A 14,487-nucleotide genomic window follows, 5' to 3' on the forward strand; every position below is an offset into this window, starting at 1 on the left:
GAGCTTGTTATCTTCTTATTATATCATTTTCACAGGAGGGACTAAAGCAAGAAGTCATGCTCCTCTAGGCCCAATATTAGGAGATTTATGCTACAATAAAAGTTGAAGAGACAGAAAGGATACCACCTATGACCAGCATTTATGATTTTTCTTTAGAAAACCAGAATGGGGAGGAGATTCCCCTTTCTCACTACCAAGGTAAGGTTCTCATTGTGGTCAATACAGCAACAGGCTGTGGCTTGACCCCGCAATACCAAGGACTGCAAGATCTCTACCTGCGCTACCAGGAAAAGGGGCTGGAAATCCTAGACATCCCCTGTAACCAATTCATGGGGCAGGCACCAGGAACGGCAGAAGAAATCAATAGCTTCTGCAGCCTCAACTACCAGACCACCTTCCCACGATTCGCTAAAGCCAAGGTCAATGGTAAAGAAGCCCTTCCTCTCTATGACTGGCTCAAAAGCCAAGCAGCTGGGCCACTGGGCAAACGCATCGAATGGAACTTCGCAAAATTTGTCATCGACCGACAAGGCCAAGTCGCCCAACGCTTCTCCTCCAAAACAGAGCCAGCTGCCATGGAAGACTTGATCCAAGAATTACTTGAGAAATAAGCCAAAAAAGCCTGAGCCAATTCTCAAGCTTTTTTATTATTAATCAATTTCAAGTCCACCGGTGTAGAGGCGGTAATAGGTGCCACGTTCTGCCATCAAGGAAGCATGGTTGCCTCGCTCGATGATGCGTCCGTGGTCCATCACCATGATGACATCGGAATTGACAATCGTCGATAGACGGTGGGCGATAACAAAGACTGTCCGACCTTCCATCAAGCGGTCCATCCCTTCTTGCACCATCTTCTCTGTCCGTGAGTCAATCGAAGATGTCGCTTCGTCCAGAATCAAGACAGGCGCATTGGCAAGGGCTGCACGGGCAATGGCGATCAATTGTCGTTGACCATTTGATAGGCCAGCCCCATCATCTGTCAAGACTGTCTCATAACCCTGATCCAAGTGCTTGACAAAGGAATCCACATTGGCAATCCGAGCTGCTTCAAGGATTTCTTCCCGTGTTGCATCAGCACGGCCATAAGCGATGTTTTCCGCAATCGTACCAGTGAATAAGTGGGTATCTTGAAGAACGATTCCAAGAGAACGACGAAGAGAATCTTTCTCGATCAATTTAATATCGATTCCATCATAGGTAATCATTCCTGACTGGATGTCATAGAAGCGGTTGATCAAGTTAGTAATGGTTGTCTTTCCTGCACCAGTCGCTCCGACAAAGGCCACTTTTTGCCCCTTATCCGCGTACAAGTTGATGCCATGAAGGATTTGTTTCTTCCCATCATAAGAGAAATCAACATCATCAAAGACCACATTTCCAACCATCTTGACAAGCTGGTAATCTCCATTTGGACGTGGGTGTTTCCAAGCCCATTTGTTGGTTTTCTGATCGGTTTCGACCATTTCTCCATCGACCAGTTCATAATTGACCAGCGTCACTTTTCCTTGGTCGACTTCTTCTTCTTCGTCCAAAAGATCAAAGACACGATCTCCACCAGCCAAGGCCATGAGGACAAAGTTTAATTGTTGAGAGACCTGGGCAATCGGACCTGTGAAGGAACGGTTCAATTGCAGAAAGGCCATGAGACCACCAATGGTTAAACCACCGACGCCGTTTAGCGCAAAGAGTCCCCCGATCAAGGCTGTCAGAACAAAGGAAACATTTCCCAAGTTCCCAAGAATTGGCATGAGAACATTGGCATAGCGGTTGGCTTGGTAAGAAGACTCAAAGAGTTGGTCATTGATCCGATCAAAATCTTCAATGCTTTCTCTTTCATGCACAAAGGCCTTGACCACTTTTTGACCAGACATCATTTCTTCAATAAAGCCGTTCTCAATCCCCAAGTTCTTTTGTTGTGCCCCGAAGTAACGACCTGACTTGCCAGAGACATCCTTGATGATAAAGACCATGACGATGACCATGATAAGAACAATCAAGAACAAGAGCGGACTAACCGTCAGCATGGTAATCGTTACCCCAAGGATGGTAATCGCTGAGGATAGAAGTTGAGGAATGGATTGTTCAATCGCTTGGCGAAGGGCATCAATATCATTGGTATAGATAGACATGATGTCCCCGTGTTGGTGGGTATCAAAGTAACGTACCGGCAGTTTTTGCATGCGAGCAAACAACTGATTTCGAAGACTTCTAAGTGAGTCTTGTGAAACAGTCGCCATAATCAAGGTAAAGCCATAATTAGCAAGTACCCCGATCAAACAGATCAAACCAACTCGTGTTAAGAAGGACAAGAGCGGTCCAAAATCATGGCTATTGCTTGTCAGCATGGGCTCCACATAGACATCGACCAAGGACTGAATCGAAGCTGTCACATTGACCGTCGCAAGTGACGATAGAATGATTAAGATAAAGGAAACAATCAAGGATACCTTGTAGTTTTTCCAAAGGAAGTCGAGCAGGCGAAGGATAGAGCCTAGATTTGCTTTTTTCTTAGTTTTCATCTGCTTCTCCTTTCCCTTGTGTTTGCATTTCATATACTTCTTGGTAGATGGCATTGGTCGCAAGCAATTCCTCGTGACGACCGATCGCATCGATTTGGCCATCATTCATCACAATAATACGATCTGCATCTTGAATAGAGGAAATCCGTTGACCAATGATGATTTTGGTCGTATCTTTCAAGCTGGTTGCCAATCCTTGACGGATCAAACTATCTGTCTTGGTATCGACTGCCGAAGTCGAATCATCCAAGATCAAGATCTTCGGATTCATAAGAAGGGCACGCGCGATACAGAGACGCTGGCGTTGGCCACCAGAGACGTTGGATCCCCCACGCTCAATCATGGTGTCATAACCCTCTTTGAAATCTTGAATAAATTCATCGGCTTGGGCAATCTTACAAGCTGCGATGATCTCTTCATCTGTCGCATCCTTATTTCCCCAGCGCATATTTTCTTTAATCGTACCAGAGAAAAGGACATTGGTCTGAAGAACCATGGCCACTTGCTTACGAAGGGAATCAAGATCGTATTCTTTGACATCGTGGCCTGCTACTGTCACACGACCAGACTCGACATCATAGAGACGAGGAATCAACTGAACCAAGCTTGATTTCCCTGATCCTGTTCCTCCCAAAATACCAATCACTTCCCCTGAACGAATGGAAAGATTAATCCCTTGTAAGACATGGGTCTTGTCGCCATTTTCATCAGTATAGGCAAATGTCACATCCTCAAAGTTGATGGATCCATCAGCGACTTTTTTGATCCCGTTTTCTGGAGAGTCAATCGTCGTTTTGGTCGTTAAGACTTCATTGATCCGCTCAACAGAAGCCATGGAAATCGACAACATGACAAAGATCATCATAAACATCATGAGCGACATGAGAATGGTCATGGTGTAGCTAAACATAGAAGTCAAATTCCCAGTAGAGAGTTGACCACCAACGATCAGATGAGCCCCGATCCAAGAAATCAAAAGGAAAGAAGCATACATGGAAAGCATCATAGCTGGGCTACTCAAGACAACGACACAGATAGCCTTCATAAACATGTTATAAATCAAACGCGAAGCCTTCTTGAATTTAACCGTTTCATCTGCTTCCTTAACGTAAGACTTCACCACCCGCATATTGGTGATATTTTCTTGAATGCTGTTGTTGAGATTGTCATAAGCTTCAAATACTTCTGTGAAGAGTGGATAAACAATCTTCATGATGATGCTTAAGACAGCTGCCAAAAAGATGGTCACATAGACAAAGATCATGGCCATTTCTGGATTGATCAAGAAACAAGCCACAATGGCAAAGATCAAATTGAGCGGTGCCCGTACACAGATCCGGATCACCATTTGATAGGCATTTTGCACATTGGTCACGTCCGTCATCATCCGAGTGACTAACCCACCTGATGAGAACTGATCAATATTCTCAAATGAGAAGGTTTGAACCTTTTTGAAAATGGCCCGACGAAGGTTTTTAGCAAAACCAGCCGATGCATAGGCGCCATAACGGGCAGACTGCATCCCACAAAAGAGGGAGCAAAAGGCACAGACCAGCATGAGCCCACCGTAAAACAAAATATTGTTCATGTTTCTTTGTTGAACACCTTGGTCCAAAAGACTCGCCATGACAAAGGGAATCGAAATCTCAAACATGACTTCAAAGACCATGAACAAGGAAGCCAAAATCGATGGCTTCTTGAATTCTTTGATCTCGGAAATTAAGGATCGAATCATTATTACCTCCATAGTTTTTCATACTTTTTTCTGCAGTAGAAGCAAAGCTTTTTTCCACTGAAAAATAGGTCAAAACACACAAAACTCCCTGAGGGAAAGACCCTAGGGATTACGCGTTTTTTATAGTCTTCATTGTAACCTAAATTACAAAAAAATGCAAGATTTTTAGACAGCATCCGTTTTTCTGTTGATCTAGTACAAAAGAGGCTGGGACAAAAGTCCTAGCCTCTCAATTGTTTTTGGATTGTCGAGCAAGACGCAGTGGCTGAGTGGGCTCTACTACGCTGATTTTATCAGCTTTTACAGCCCTACTCAACTGTGCGGAGGTGGGACGACGAAATCGAATTCTAACGAATTACCGATTTCTGTCCCACTCTCTCTATGCATATCCTGTCTTATTCTTCCTTAGACCTAGCGACAAGATTCAAGAAGCGATCAAAGTAGGACTTGTTTTCTTTCAAATCCTTTTTCAATCTTTGTGCCTCTGTCAATTCATCCGTAATCAAGCCATCAATGGGTTGTTGCAAATACTTGGTCAACTTTTGCTTGTCATTAATGGTCCAGACATAGAGCTCTTTTTTCATCTCATGGGCTTGTGTCACCAAATCCTCCTGATAAGAAAAGTCTTCAATGGCAAAGAAGTCGACCGAATCGTTTTCAAAGCGACCGAATTGAATCGGAATGACATAGCCGGTCTTGATCTCAGGGGCTTTCTTCTCGACCTTTTCAATAACTGACAGATCCAAAGACATGGCTGGATAGTCCTTTTCAACCCCTAATTCCCGCATCTTCTGCACGAAGAGATCCACATAGTTGGCAGGTTCTCCACCATGAGGCTTGAGCTCGACCAAGAGCTTCATCTTCAATTCTTTGGCCCGTTTGACATATTCCTCAAACGAAGGGATATGACTCGTGTGGCCATTCTGTTGAATCTTGAGGCCTTGCACCTCAGCTAGGGTCATGTCTTTCACATCCTTATCCACCCCAGCAAGACGCTTGAGATTGTAGTCATGCATGACGACAAATTGATGGTCCTTAGTGAGAAGGATGTCCATCTCCGCATAAGCTGCCTTTCCCTTGGCAGCTGCTTCTAAAGCTTCCAGGGAATTTTCTACCCCTTTAGAAACATCCCCTCGATGGGCGATGAGCTTGATCTGGTCATTCACCTTTAGGGTTGCCAGTTCAAAGGCTGAGATCCCCGATTGGACCATGAGAAAGACCACTGTCAGGGCAAAGAGCCCCTTCATCTTTCGACTGCCTTTCGAGCGCATGACCGACCGGCTCGGTACCTCCCATGCAGAATCCAAGATAATGCCGAGCGACCCCACCTTTGTCAAGACTGTAAAAATAAATAGGAAGGTCCGAATCAAGACCAAGAAGATGGTCTCCACCCAGAAATACTGGCCTTCTTTATCGATCACGGTCAAGGTAAAGACCAGACCCAAGATCAATAAAATCCCTAGAAAGGTTAAGAGAAACTCAAAGGACAGAATTCTCCATAAGAGACGAAAACCTCCTCTTTTGGTCATGGACCAACTTTTTTTCAAGGCACGACCAAGTGGCAACTCCTCTACCACGAGGTTGGGGACCGTATAGATGAGGCGAAGATTGAGATAGATAAAAGTAAGCTGCACCACAAAGAGTCCGATGGAGCCGATCGTAGTCTTTTCAAACTCCCCTGTGATAAAGGTTGGAATATAAAGCCCATCTGTCAAGGTCGATCCAATCAAGACACCTGCGACAGGCAAGGTCAAAAGGAGATAGAGTAGAAAATAAAGCAGGTTCCAACCCGATAAATCCTTCAATCGACCAAATGATTGCCGCAAGACCTTTTTAAAGGACAAGTGTCGGTCGGTTCGCGATAGGTAAATGACCGAAATCAGGGTCCGCATCTCCAGCATAAACAAGAAAGCAAATACTATGATAAAGACCAAAAGAGCCAGTAAGCTCAAGGGATGGCTCATAACAGAGACCAGGTTATTCTTATCGATATTGGCCTGACCCGCAAGCAAGACTGCCAGATGAAAGAGCCAAGTCAAGGCCGCAGCTCCTATACCAACGACAAATTGTAGCAAAATTCCAATCGCGATAAAGGACCATTTGTTGCGCCAGATTAAGTAAAAGGCCCCCTTTAAGTCTTGCCAGTAAGTCCGTTTCATCTCAATCCCTTTCCTTTCTTTTATTCCCCTAGAATAGCGGAAAAGCCTCTCCCTGTCAATGATTTTCAAAAGAAAAAGGCTGGGACAAAAGTCCTAGCCTCTCAATTATTTTTGGATTGTCGAGCAAGACGCAGTGGCTGAGTGGGCTCTACTACGCTGATTTTATCAGCTTTTACAGCCCTACTCAACTGTGCGGAGGTGGGACGACGAAATCGAATTCTAACGAATTACCGATTTCTGTCCCACTCTCTTTTTTATTTATTCAGCTAAGAGCACTTCTTTGATGGTTTGTTTTTGGAGTTTTCTGTTAGATAGATAAAAGAGGCTTTCATAAACCACAGCAAAACCAAGCAAAGTCCAAAAGCAAACGTTCCCGTCAAAGTTGTGCTCAATCTTTTCAGGTACCGTGTCTTTGATCACACCAATCAAGATTTCCATGATGCCATATTGATAAGCCGTCCCAAGGGCAAATCCTAGATAAGCCCAGAAACGATAAGGGGCGAGAATATGACTTTGGCATTCACGATCGGTGTAGCCAAAAGCCTTCATAAGAGCCAAGGTTTCGCGACTTTCTGAGACCACAATCCCCAATGACAAAAAGAGGATCGAGAAAGAAAGGATCAAACCAATCATAATCATCATCGTTTGAATGATGTCATCTGTGTAGTCCCTTAGGCCAAAAGACAATTGAACCATGGCCGCGAAACACATGGAGCCAAAGACCACAAAAAACAAGATCGATTTTCTCCCCCAAATCAGCGACGAAGACAGCTCTTTTAGGAAGGATTTTTCTTTCTTAGGAGCACTCTTTCTCCTTTTGACCTTAATCGGTGTTGGAGATTTTTTCAATAAGCGAAGGGCCGGCGTTTGTAGTTGTCTTCTAGCATAACCAATCGCAAGAACCATAAAGAAGGTCGTTGGCAACACCACCAAAGCAAGCAAGAGCTGCCAATGAAAATGAATGGTAATTTCTGGCAGAATCCCCTTCTCATTGCGAAAGTCATAAAAATGTCCCATCATTAGAAAAGAAACGAAATAGCCAAGAAGCGCTCCAACTCCAAAACTGAGTCCAAAAGCCCAAAATCGTTTCGCCAACTGGCCATTGCTATAGCCTAAAGCCTTTAAAATCCCTAATTGTTCCTTGTGGTCATCGACAAATTGTTTGATATAAAAACACATGAGAAGGATCGACGTCAAGGACAAGACGACCCCACTGACCATAGCCACCATCCAAGATAGCGAAACCTGGGCATCATAGTAGGTCTGAATCATGGGATTGGTTTTCGAAATCTCCAACTGCTCGATATCTAGGTAAAAATTCAAGAAGAGATTGGCCACAAAGACTGCACAAGCCCCAATGATACTGACGACAACTAATTTTCGAATATCTTTTACTGAAAACATGGCTTACCATCCAATCTCATAGGCAGTCTGAGGCTGATCATTGGTCACAACTTCGGTAATCTTGCCACTATTGACACGAATGATGGTTCTGGCCATATCCGCAATATTTTGGTTGTGCGTCACCATGATGAGGGTAAAGCCTAGCTTTTCCTTCAGTTTCCAGATATAGTCCAGAATCTTGCGCCCTGTTTCTTCATCCAGGGCTCCCGTTGGCTCATCTAAGAAAAGAATCTCTGGCTTTTTGGCCAAGGCCCGAGCAATGGAGACTCTCTGCTGTTCTCCACCAGACAATTCACTCGGATACTTGTCCAGCTTATCGCCAAGCCCCAAATCCTCGATGATCTGCAAAAAATCATGATTGTTTGCCAGATCAGCTCCCATCCTTACATTCTGTCTGACCGTTAGATTCGGCAATAGATAATACTGCTGGAAAATAAAGGCAATCTTCTCCCGTCTAAAAGTTGTCAATTGAGCATCCGTGAGTTGCGATAAATCTTGTCCTTGAATGAGGATATGCCCCTCGTCTACCTTTTCTAATCCTGACAACACATTTAAGAGAGTTGATTTCCCAGATCCAGAAGGACCGAGGATAACCACATCATCCTGGTCTTGAATCTGCAAGTCAATCCCCTTTAAAACCTTAGTTTGGCCGTAGCTTTTGTGCACATTTTCTAGTTGAATCATTTCTTTCCTACCATTTCTTTGATGAGAGATTGACAAACCTCTGTCAGTAATCCAATCACTTCTTCCATGCTGAACTGGTAAATACCAGAAGCGACCATAGAGGCCATCCCGTGCGAGTAGATAAATAGATGCTGGTACAAGCGACCAGCCCCCTCAACAGTCAAAGGATAGTCTGCAACGATCGAATCTAGAACCAATTGGTAACTATGATCCTTCATGGGAAGAAAATCTTGAAAGCGACGAATCGGATCTTTGCTAGGATTTTGGAAAAGCAATTGAAAGAGTTGGGGCTCTTTTGAGGCGAAAAGGATATAAGCAACCCCGACAGATCGAAAAGGTTTCTCATCTTCTAAGGCCTTGCGAATATACTCCACCACCACCATCTCCGCAGCACCAATAACCTCTGCTTGTAACTCAGACATATTGGCAAATTGCCCAAAAATGACTCTCGGTGTAGCTCCCAGTTTCTCCGCTAATGCTCTAGCCGTCAAACTAGCCATTCCCTCTTCTCTCACCAATTGTAAAGCTGTCCCAATCATAGCCTCTTTACTAAATTTAACCTTGGGTGGCATAAGACTCCTTTCACGCAACATCTGTTGCGCAACACTTGTTGCATAAAGAATACCATAAAAAAGAAAGACTTGTCAAGAAAAATCTGAAAACCACAAAACAAAAAACCAGACCACCGATAAGAGTGGAATCTGGTTTGATAACCATTATTCTAAGGCAAATCATTTCCCGCCGCCAAGTAGATTTGGTACCATTCCTTGCGAGTTAGGGTGACTGTTGCTGCTTTCCCTGCTTCAAGGACATGCTGGGGCTTGGTCGTTCCGATGACGGCCTGCATCTTTCCTGGATAGCGAAGGACCCAAGCAAGAGCGATCGCTGTCGGAGTGACCTGGTATTTTTTCGCTAAGTCAGTAAGGACGTGATTGAGGGCCGCAAACTCTTCTTTGCCGACAAAATTCCCCTTGAAATAACCATGCTGGAGGACAGACCAAGCTTGAATCACCGTATCAGTTAAACGACAATACTCAAAGACACTGCCATCTCGCACGGCTGCTTTTGGCCCTTCCATGTTGACATGAAAACCAGCTTCAAAGCTCGGTGTAAAGGCGGCACTCAACTGCAGCTGGTTGACCTTGAGAGGTTGTTTGACAGCCGTCTTAAGCAATTCCATCATCATGGGATTTTGATTGGACACCCCAAAATGACGAACCTTGCCCGCTTGCTCCAACTGATCAAAAGCTTCCGCCACTTCTTCCGGCTCCATGAGGGCATCCGGTCGATGAAGGAGGAGACTATCTAAGCGCTCGATCTGCAGACGCTCGAGGATACCATCGACAGAGTCCAAAATATAGTCCTTAGAAAAGTCAAAATAAGTAAAGCCGTCTTTGCGAATCCCACACTTGGACTGGATCCACATCTGGTCCCGAAGATCCGGACGGCGCTTGAGAACCCTACCCAGCAAGACCTCACACTGGCCATCGCCATAAATATCTGCCAGATCAAAAGTGTTGATCCCAATCGACAAGGCTGCCTCCACCAAGGCCTCCACCTCGTCTTCACTCATCTGACTGATCCGCATCATCCCAAGGACAATCGTGGACAGACGCTCATTTTCAGCAAACTCAATATAGTTCATGTCCGCCTCCTTTTCTGTAATTCTATTGTAGTGAAAAGGCATGCAAAAGTCAATTTGCAATCAAAAAGCCCCCAGCGATATCTGAGGGCTTGTTTGATTAGCGATAGCTAAGAGCACGTTTGATGGTCTTCCATGGTCCGAGGTCATCGGTCTGAAGGATCAGGCTCGCATAGATACGAGCGATGAGAACTGTTCCCACGATGGTAAAGAGAACCGCAATTCCCAATGAACCCCAAGATTCAAGACCAGTCGCATAGCCATTGATGGTACGGAAAGGCATGAAGAAGGTTGAGAAGAAAGGAATGTAGGAACCGATCTTCAATAAGAAGACATCACCGGCACTTCCCAAGGTGGTTACCCCAAGGAAGCTAAAGATAACTAACATCATTAGTGGCGAAATCGCTTTTCCTGAATCTTCTGGTCGTGCAACTGTGGAACCTAAGAAGGCAGAGAGCACCACATACATAAAGATCCCAAGGATAATGAAGAAGACGGTATTAAGCGAGATCGCTTCTGCTAGGTGTTGGGTAATTGGAGAGTTTGGAGCAAGAATATCCTTGACAACTGGGATATCTGCTCTAAAGATCCAAACAGCTACTAGCCCAACGACATAGACAAAAATATGGGTAAAAATCACTCCGAAGAGTCCGAGCATGCGTGCGAAGAAATAGTCGGTTGCTTTGATACTAGAGAAGACCACTTCCATGATCTTAGTTCCCTTTTCACTGGCTACTTCTTGGGCTGTGATACTAGAGTAGAAGATCAAAATCATATAAAGCAGCATTCCCAGACCACCTGCAACCATGGTTTGCACCATTTTCAAGCCTTCTTTTTTCTCGTCAATTTTTTCTTTGAGAGAAACCTGTTGAAACAAGGCTGTCAGTTGCTCTTTGCTTAGATTAGCACGGGCCATATTGATCCCTTGTTGGACTTGGCTTAATTTAGCAGCGACAAGCGATTTTAAATCTGTTTTCATGGCTTGATCGCCCACATAAGTCGCTTCTAGCTGGCCTTCTTTTTCATCGACCGTTAGGTAAGCAGCTGCTTTCTCATCCTTGATGGCTTTTTTAGCTGCTGCTTCATCTTTGTAGTCTAAGGTCAAGCCATCGGTTCCTTTGAGGCTTTCTTTGACAGCTGTCACTTCTGTCACCAAGGCTACCTGGTTTTTGGCATCTGTAGAAGAACCTGTCAGATAACCGATTCCAATGCTCAATCCTAAAAAGAGGAAGGGACCGAAGACCATGAAGAGGAAACTCCATGATTTCACTTGTCTGATATAGGTTTCTTTCATTACAACAAACATCTGTTTCATACTTCTACTCCTGATTCAAGTTTAAAGATCTCATCAATAGTTGGGGCTTGGTGGTCAAAGGTCGCAAGGTAGTGGCCCTTGGTCAAGCGGTCAAATAATTCTGGACCAGCTGACGCATCATCCAAGATCAGCTTCCAAGTCCCTTGCTTGGTCATGCTGACCTTGGTCACGTGTGGCAGAGCTTCTAACTCTTCTTTGCTAAAGTCGTTTGAGACAAAGAGGCGAGTCTTGCCATAGCTATTCCGGACCTCTTGGACAGGCCCTGAAAGGACAACCGAACCATCACGGATCATTAGGATATCATCACACAACTCTTCGACATTGGTCATGACGTGGTCAGAAAAGATAATGGTTGCCCCACGCTCTTTTTCTTCAAAGATGACCTGCTTGAGCACTTCTGTATTGACCGGATCCAATCCGCTAAATGGTTCATCTAAAATGATCAATTTTGGCTCATGGATCAAGGTGATGATCAGTTGCACCTTCTGTTGGTTCCCTTTTGAGAGGCTCTTGATTTTATCGGTCAATTTCCCCTTCACTTGGAGTTTTTCCATCCAGGTCGGTAATTTTTCCTTGACCTCGGCGGTGCTCATTCCTTTTAAGGCAGCCAAATAGCGGACCTGCTCAAAAATCGTAAGTTTTGGCATAAGACTGCGCTCTTCAGGCAAATAGCCAATTTCCTTGTAGGTCTCTTGTGTAATGGGGTTGCCACCTAGACGAATCTCACCACTGTAGTCCAAAAAGCGCAAGATACTGTGGAAAATAGTTGTTTTCCCAGCCCCATTTTTCCCAACTAAGCCAAGTATATGCCCTTGTTGAGCTGTCAGATCCACTCCAAAGAGGACCTGCTTATTCCCAAAGCTTTTTTCTAAATGTCTAATTTCTAACATGGATGACTCCTTTACTCTTTATAATAACGTTTGGTAATTTTGTATTGTGAGACCAAGATATAGAGATAAATCAGTGATACCACTACTAATGCTAACAAGATATCTGTATGGAAAGCAATGCCAACTAAGAATATCGCAATTAAGGAAATCGGTAAGATATAATTGCTTAACTTAATGATAATTTCATAGTTTTCCTCGTAGCTAATCTGCTTTTCTGCTTCATCCATCATACTCATCATAAATTCACGCACTTCCTTGGCATTGGCATTGCGGGGAATCGGTTTTCCATAAATCAGATGGAAGGTCTTGCGAAAGAAGATATCCGATAGGAAAAATAGGGCAATCAAGACAAGAAAGAGATAGAGCATGGTAAAGTCTCCAAAGATAAAAGCCATGTCCCCAGCGCCAGGTCTATCTAAGTCGACCAATTGACTATAAAAAATGACGAATAAAAAGTAGGGCAAGATCATGATGCCTTTAAAAATGGTCGCTAAGCCATATAGTTTTTTCTTTTGAATGTCATAGTGATAGGCTTCATCATCGTCTTCTATTTGGAGCATCTTTTGATGGACTTTTCTCGCGCACATCAGTAAGGTTATCGTGAGTATAAATGCGACTAAGAATAAAACTGCTGAGCCCAAAAGGAGTACTTCTTTACTAAAGAAGGATTGGATTTCTAGGGGCTTTTCGTATCCAAACATTTCTGTCAAAAATCCGATAACTCCTCCGATCAAGCCGGAAACTGTAATGATACCTACATTTCTCCAAAAACGGTAACGAGGGGTTCGTTCTTGTTGTTGCTTTTTCATTGTTATTCCTCTTCCTCCACTAGACTAAAGACATTTTCCACAGGTTCCTTGAAAATCTGGGCGATGGTGATGGCAATGATAACCGAAGGGGTGTATTCACCCCGCTCCAAGAGACTGATAGACTGGCGCGAGACTCCAGCTAGCTTGGCTAGCTCGGATTGGTTGAGCCCATCACGCGCCCTCAGCTCTTTCAGTCGATTTTTTAAAATCATGGCTTTCGCCTCCTATAGCTGAACATCTTGAATATCTTCGATGCGAACTAATTTTGTCTCGCTTTGTTGTTTATTATTCACACGAGTCAGTTTGACCCAATCTTCATCGATATCCATAATTTCATATTTGGTTCCAAAACCATTTACTGTGACAGTGACTGTTTGGCCTTTCAATTCTTCTAAAAGTCTAGACATGTCTTGATTTCCTTTCACTTGTTTTTCTAATCGTCTAATGCGTTTGTTCAACCTTTTTATCTTCTTTTCTGAGCTTGCATAAATGATAACCAGAAAAGGGATAAATAGAATCCATATAGCTCCCATAAGAATACCTCCTCTTCTTTCAACTAAAAACATTGTAACACTTCTTTTTCTTTTTGACAAGCATATTTGTCAAAAAAATAAAAATATTTGTCAAAAATAAAAATATGATTGACAAGGTCATTTGAGGTACGAAATAAAAGGTCCGTATTTACGCACCTTTTAAGAATCCTTTTTCCATTGACAAGATTTAGAAAAAATTTTTATAATGAAGAAAATACTACTAAGGAGAATCTACATGACGATTCGTATAGCTCAACCAAATGATATTCCTGCTTTGCTTGGTCTCTTAGAACAGATTCTTTCCGTCCACCACCAAGTCCGTCCCGATATTTTCAAAGGAAGTGGCGGAAAATATAGTAAAGAAGAGTTAAAACAGTTAATGGCGCAAGAACAGACACCGATTTTCGTTTACGAAAATGCGGATGGCCAGGTCCTGGGGCATCTCTTTGTCACTATTAAAGAAGTCTCTGATAATCCTGTGCTTCATCCCATTAAAACCCTCTTCATCGAAGACTTGTGTGTCGATCAAGCAGCGCGTGGACAAAAGATCGGTGATCAACTTTATCAATTCGCTGTCAGCTATGCCAAGAAAATCGGCTGCTACAACCTAACTCTTAATGTCTGGAATGACAATGAAGGAGCCCTTCGCTTCTATCAAAGACAGGGCATGAAACCTCAAGAAACCGTTATGGAAACCATCATTGACTAATCCTTACATTCAAAAGAGAGTGGGACAGAAATCGGTAATTCGTTAGAATTCGATTTCGTCGTCCCACCTCCGCACAGTTGAGTAGGGC

Annotated in this window: 14 protein-coding genes; 2 read left to right on the forward strand and 12 right to left on the reverse strand. The window is 43.7% G+C overall.

Annotated elements, in window-relative coordinates:
• The first annotated feature begins 128 nt into the window (after positions 1-128).
• Positions 129-611, forward strand: coding sequence for a glutathione peroxidase (locus tag H7T92_RS08350; RefSeq protein WP_014713578.1), 483 nt, complete (start codon positions 129-131; stop codon positions 609-611).
• Positions 612-650: 39 nt separating this feature from the next.
• Here H7T92_RS08350 and H7T92_RS08355 read toward each other — a convergent pair whose 3' ends face one another.
• The 12 genes from H7T92_RS08355 to H7T92_RS08410 all read right to left on the reverse strand — a co-directional run bounded on the left by H7T92_RS08355 (position 651) and on the right by H7T92_RS08410 (position 13,690).
• Entirely contained in the window at positions 651-2,519 is a 1,869-nt protein-coding gene (locus H7T92_RS08355) for an ABC transporter ATP-binding protein (protein WP_049491445.1), read from the reverse strand.
• On the reverse strand, positions 2,509-4,254 hold the full coding sequence (locus H7T92_RS08360) for an ABC transporter ATP-binding protein (RefSeq protein ID WP_201037518.1): 1,746 nt from the start codon (positions 4,252-4,254) through the stop codon (positions 2,509-2,511). Before H7T92_RS08360 ends, H7T92_RS08355 begins: the two co-directional genes overlap by 11 nt.
• 395 nt (positions 4,255-4,649) lie before the next feature.
• Positions 4,650-6,413, reverse strand: a complete 1,764-nt coding sequence (locus H7T92_RS08365; protein ID WP_049491440.1) for a glycerophosphoryl diester phosphodiesterase membrane domain-containing protein — start codon at positions 6,411-6,413, stop codon at positions 4,650-4,652.
• 258 nt (positions 6,414-6,671) lie between these two features.
• Entirely contained in the window at positions 6,672-7,817 is a 1,146-nt protein-coding gene (locus H7T92_RS08370) for an FtsX-like permease family protein (RefSeq protein WP_049491054.1), read from the reverse strand.
• A gap of 3 nt (positions 7,818-7,820) precedes the next feature.
• Positions 7,821-8,501 carry an ABC transporter ATP-binding protein gene (locus H7T92_RS08375; RefSeq protein WP_049491055.1) on the reverse strand — a complete coding sequence of 227 codons (681 nt, stop codon included), beginning with the start codon at positions 8,499-8,501 and terminating at the stop codon, positions 7,821-7,823.
• Entirely contained in the window at positions 8,498-9,073 is a 576-nt protein-coding gene (locus H7T92_RS08380; protein ID WP_049491056.1) for a TetR/AcrR family transcriptional regulator, read from the reverse strand. Before H7T92_RS08380 ends, H7T92_RS08375 begins: the two co-directional genes overlap by 4 nt.
• 149 nt (positions 9,074-9,222) lie before the next feature.
• Positions 9,223-10,146, reverse strand: a complete 924-nt coding sequence (locus H7T92_RS08385) for an aldo/keto reductase (protein WP_049491057.1) — start codon at positions 10,144-10,146, stop codon at positions 9,223-9,225.
• 97 nt (positions 10,147-10,243) lie between these two features.
• A complete protein-coding gene (locus H7T92_RS08390; RefSeq protein ID WP_201037519.1) occupies positions 10,244-11,458 on the reverse strand; it encodes an ABC transporter permease in 1,215 nt (404 codons plus the stop codon).
• On the reverse strand, positions 11,455-12,348 hold the full coding sequence (locus H7T92_RS08395; protein WP_201037520.1) for an ABC transporter ATP-binding protein: 894 nt from the start codon (positions 12,346-12,348) through the stop codon (positions 11,455-11,457). The genes H7T92_RS08390 and H7T92_RS08395 overlap by 4 nt, the downstream gene beginning before the upstream one ends.
• Before the next feature lie 11 nt (positions 12,349-12,359).
• Positions 12,360-13,157 (reverse strand): DUF3169 family protein, encoded by a 798-nt coding sequence (locus H7T92_RS08400; protein WP_049491060.1) that lies wholly within the window; start codon positions 13,155-13,157, stop codon positions 12,360-12,362.
• A gap of 2 nt (positions 13,158-13,159) precedes the next feature.
• Positions 13,160-13,369, reverse strand: a complete 210-nt coding sequence (locus H7T92_RS08405) for a helix-turn-helix transcriptional regulator (protein WP_023918610.1) — start codon at positions 13,367-13,369, stop codon at positions 13,160-13,162.
• A 12-nt stretch (positions 13,370-13,381) separates the two neighbouring features.
• Entirely contained in the window at positions 13,382-13,690 is a 309-nt protein-coding gene (locus H7T92_RS08410) for a hypothetical protein (RefSeq protein ID WP_201037524.1), read from the reverse strand.
• Positions 13,691-13,925: 235 nt separating this feature from the next.
• Between H7T92_RS08410 and H7T92_RS08415 the strand changes: the two genes are divergently transcribed.
• Positions 13,926-14,399: a GNAT family N-acetyltransferase gene (locus tag H7T92_RS08415; RefSeq protein ID WP_201037521.1), complete on the forward strand. Its 474-nt coding sequence runs from the start codon at positions 13,926-13,928 to the stop codon at positions 14,397-14,399.
• Positions 14,400-14,487: the final 88 nt, after the last annotated feature.

Origin of the sequence: Streptococcus parasanguinis (assembly GCF_016648855.1) — a bacterium.
GTDB lineage: Bacteria > Bacillota > Bacilli > Lactobacillales > Streptococcaceae > Streptococcus > Streptococcus parasanguinis_L.